The organism is Haloferax sp. s1, assembly GCF_058382125.1.
In genome coordinates this window covers 1,477-4,837 of sequence record NZ_JBZRPK010000450.1, presented here as the reverse complement: position 1 = coordinate 4,837, position 3,361 = coordinate 1,477, and the positions used below count along the sequence as shown (strand labels likewise).

General features: G+C 62.5%; 5 protein-coding genes. 4 read left to right on the top strand and 1 reads right to left on the bottom strand.

The window, feature by feature from the left end:
• The 3 genes from QT222_RS06510 to QT222_RS06500 form a co-directional block, all read left to right on the top strand.
• Positions 1-372: ferrous iron transport protein A (locus QT222_RS06510; protein WP_491476691.1), on the top strand; the 372-nt coding region annotated here is incomplete at its 5' end.
• On the top strand, positions 369-1,064 hold the full coding sequence (locus QT222_RS06505) for a TMEM165/GDT1 family protein (RefSeq protein ID WP_004057441.1): 696 nt from the start codon (positions 369-371) through the stop codon (positions 1,062-1,064). The genes QT222_RS06510 and QT222_RS06505, both read left to right, overlap by 4 nt.
• Before the next feature lie 64 nt (positions 1,065-1,128).
• Positions 1,129-1,812 carry a LysE family translocator gene (locus QT222_RS06500; RefSeq protein ID WP_004057440.1) on the top strand — a complete coding sequence of 228 codons (684 nt, stop codon included), beginning with the start codon at positions 1,129-1,131 and terminating at the stop codon, positions 1,810-1,812.
• Positions 1,813-1,873: 61 nt separating this feature from the next.
• On the opposite strand, the gene QT222_RS06495 is transcribed toward QT222_RS06500, so the two are convergent.
• Entirely contained in the window at positions 1,874-2,746 is an 873-nt protein-coding gene (locus QT222_RS06495; protein WP_004057439.1) for an alpha/beta hydrolase, read from the bottom strand.
• Positions 2,747-2,905: 159 nt separating this feature from the next.
• Between QT222_RS06495 and QT222_RS06490 the strand changes: the two genes are divergently transcribed.
• Positions 2,906-3,361: iron-containing alcohol dehydrogenase (locus QT222_RS06490; RefSeq protein WP_491476690.1), on the top strand; the 456-nt coding region annotated here is incomplete at its 3' end.

Sequence of the window (3,361 nt, the reverse complement as noted above, 5' to 3'; positions counted from 1 at the left end):
GAGTTTGAACGACGTGTCGCCGCCGCGCTCGGCGAACCCAAGGTCGACCCGCACGGCGACCCCATCCCAAGCGCCGACCTCACGCCCCCGGATTCGTCGGGGATGACGGCGCTCGTGGACCACGAAGTCGGTGACCAACTCGTCGTCTGTCGCGTTAGCGACCGCGACCCAGAGGAGTTAGAGTACCTCTCCGAAGCGGGGGTCACACCCGGAACGACCATCGAGATAACTGACATCGCACCCTTCGGCATGGTCACGGTTCGCGTCTTGGACAGCGACCGCGAACAGAGCCTTCCCGAAGCCGTCGCACAGACCATCCGCGTCCGCCCGCCCGACGAATCCTGTGATGGCGAAGGGGTGTCACCCGCGTGACTGGCTGGGCAGAGATTCTCGTCGTTGCACTCGTCACTCAACTCGCGGTGCTTCCCGGCGAGAAGGGCCAGTTCATCATCGCCGGACTATCGACGCGGTACGACCCGAAAATCGTCGTCGCAGCGGCTGGCTCGGCGTTCGGCGTCTGGACGGTTTTCGAAATCGCCCTCGGGAACGCGCTCAAGAACGCGCTTCCACCGGTTGTGCTCGACGCCGTCACCGCAACGTTGTTCGCGCTCTTCGCAGTACTCTTGCTTCGGTCTGTCCCGTCGCGCGGTAGCACCCCTGCGAGTACCGACGGTGGTGTCGCAGAGACCGAACCCACGCTGAGCGTGTTCGGTCACGAACTGTCCGGTCAGGGGTTCGGTGGCTTTCTCCCCATCTTCGTGATGATGGCCGCTGGCGAGTTCGGCGACAAGACACAACTCGTCACCATCGGACTCGCCGTCCAGTACGGCGCACACCCCGCGATTTGGGCCGGTGAGATGCTTGCGATTGTCCCGGTGAGCATCGCTAACGCGTACTTCTTCCACCGTTTTTCCCACCGGTTCGACACGCGGAAAGCGTACTTCGGCGCAGCCGCCCTCTTCGGCTTTTTCGCCTTCGATACGGTTCTCAACATCTTCACCGGAATCTCGATTTGGGAGCAGTTCATCGACATCGTGAGCAGCACCGTTCTCGGTCTCTTCTGACCCAGTTCCCCCACCGCTGTCGATTTCGCGGTATTTTTCACGGATTCGACCCTATGAGTGATTCATGTCTACCGTCCTCCCCTCTCTCGGTGCCGGGGTGGTCTTCGGCCTCGCGCTCGCCGCCCCGCCGGGACCGATGAACGCCGTCATCGCAGAGGAAAGCGTCGTCCGTGGTTGGTCTGCCGGTACCCGCGCCGGACTCGGTGCGATGAGCGCCGACGCCCTCTTTTTCGTGCTCGCGGCGCTCGGTCTCGTCGCGTTCGTCAATCAGTTCCCGACGTTGCAGGCGCTGATGGTCGGCGTCGGTGGTGTCCTCATGCTCTATTTCGCCTACGGCGCGGCACAGGAGATGGATACGACGTTCCGCGAGGCTGCTGACCCCCACGCCGACAGTGCCGGGTTCTCGAAGGCGTTCGTGCTCGCATTGACGAATCCGTACCAGATTCTCTTCTGGCTCACCATCGGCGTCGGACTGCTCGAAACCGGGACAGTCGACGTGCTCTCTCACATGCCTTACCTCGGCGAGTCGCTGTCGAACCTCCTCATCGTCCAGACGGGAAGTCCGGCGCTCATTATCGGCTTTTTCACCGGTATTACCATCTGGGCAACCGGGTTCCCGGCGGCGCTCGTCGCGGCGGAAAAGCGGGTTGATTCGTTCGCCCCGACGGTCGCCGCGGTTAGCGCGCTCGTCCTCGGCGGATTCGGCGTCGGCTTTATCTGGGACGCGGTGCAGTCGCTCGTTCTCTGACAACGCAGTCTCACCTTTTTCGCAGAAAAACAGCGAACTCGAATTCGCTCGGTGCCCCGGTTCACATGTCGCGGACGATGTCGTCGCCGAGCGTGTCGAGATAGCTAAAGTGGTCGTCGCCGACCTGACTCTCTACGTCGTGGTCCGTGTAGTTCGTAGGTGGCGTGTCACCGCTTTCGATGCCGGTCTCTCCGAGCGCCTGGTCGAACTCGAAGGTGTTGTATGCCCACTGGAGCACATCGTCGGCCGCGCTGTGGTAGTTATGGACGGCACCGGTCTGGTCGCGAATCGCCTCGTAGGTCGCGCGGCTCTCCTCCTTTCCGGGCACCTCGTTGTCCGTGGCCGCGCCGAGTGGGTGCATCGTTTCGATTTTGTAGCCCAAGTCGGTCCAGTCGTTGCGATTGTTAAGCGTCCGAATCGTGCTGAAGATGACTTGTGCGCCGAGCGAGTGGCTCACAAACCGGGTGTTCGTTCCGGGCGAAGCGCGCTTGACATCGAGTGCGAACTGCGCGAGTTTGCGGCCGTTCTTCTGGGCGATCTCTTGCGCTTCGTACCATCCGTAGTCTATGCCCTCTCCTTTGTCGCTGTCCCACGTGTAGCCGACGACTGCGCCGTCGTATCCGGCTTCGTCCAGTTTCGTGTCGGCCTTCGCTATCTTGTCGAGGGCCGCTTGTTCGGGGTCGTCTCTGTTTTTGTCCCACCCGTGGACGAATACAGTCAAATCTGAGACACTATCGGTGTCGATGCACGGAACGTCACCGGTAGTCCCGTAGTCGTGGGCAGTGTGGCCGGACGTGAGATTCGCCTCGTTGTCGAAGTGGTCACGCGTCGAGACGTGCGGAACCGACGCGGCGGCCGCCGGAGCGGCACCGAAGACCGTGAGTCCGGAGAGTGCTGCTGCTGTCGTCGCGAGGAATCGTCGTCTGCTTGCCATGGGTTATCATCCCGCACTCGGCGGGTGGAGTTTCGTGCGCACCGAAACATAATAAATCAAACTACGGTCTGCTACGTAGACGAATAGTTCCCACAACCCCCCGATAGCCGACCCGTCGAGACGAGAAACACTATGAACCACCGTGGCCGATTCCCGCGTATGTTCGACAAGTCGACGTGGATCAAACTCCCTCGGAACGTGCTTCAGGGCCACGGCGTCCTCGACGACCTCTCGGCCGCAGTCGACGAGTTGTACCTCTCGGGTGAGCCGTTCCTCGTCACGAGTCCGACGCCGGAGCGCATCGCAGGCGACCGGATTCGTGCGCAGTTCGACGGAATTTCGTCGGTCTCGTTGGACCGTGCGAGCTTTGAATCGGTCGAGCGCGTCGTCGAGCAGGCGCGCGAGCAGAACGCCGGCTATCTCATCGCCCTCGGTGGCGGCAAGCCCATCGACGTGGCGAAGATGGCCTCCGACCGCCTCGACTGTGGATTCGTCTCGGTCCCCACGGCGGCGAGCCACGATGGCATCGTCTCCGGCCGGTCGTCGATTCCCGAAGGCGACACGCGTCACTCGGTCGCCGCCGACCCGCCGCCGGCTGTCGTCGCCGCCACCGCA

Excerpts from the sequence above, each read along its gene's own strand:
- QT222_RS06495 (WP_004057439.1), bottom strand. The coding sequence starts at position 2,746 with ATGGCAAGCAGACGACGATTCCTCGCGACGACAGCAGCAGCACTCTCC.
- QT222_RS06500 (WP_004057440.1), top strand. The coding sequence starts at position 1,129 with ATGTCTACCGTCCTCCCCTCTCTCGGTGCCGGGGTGGTCTTCGGCCTC.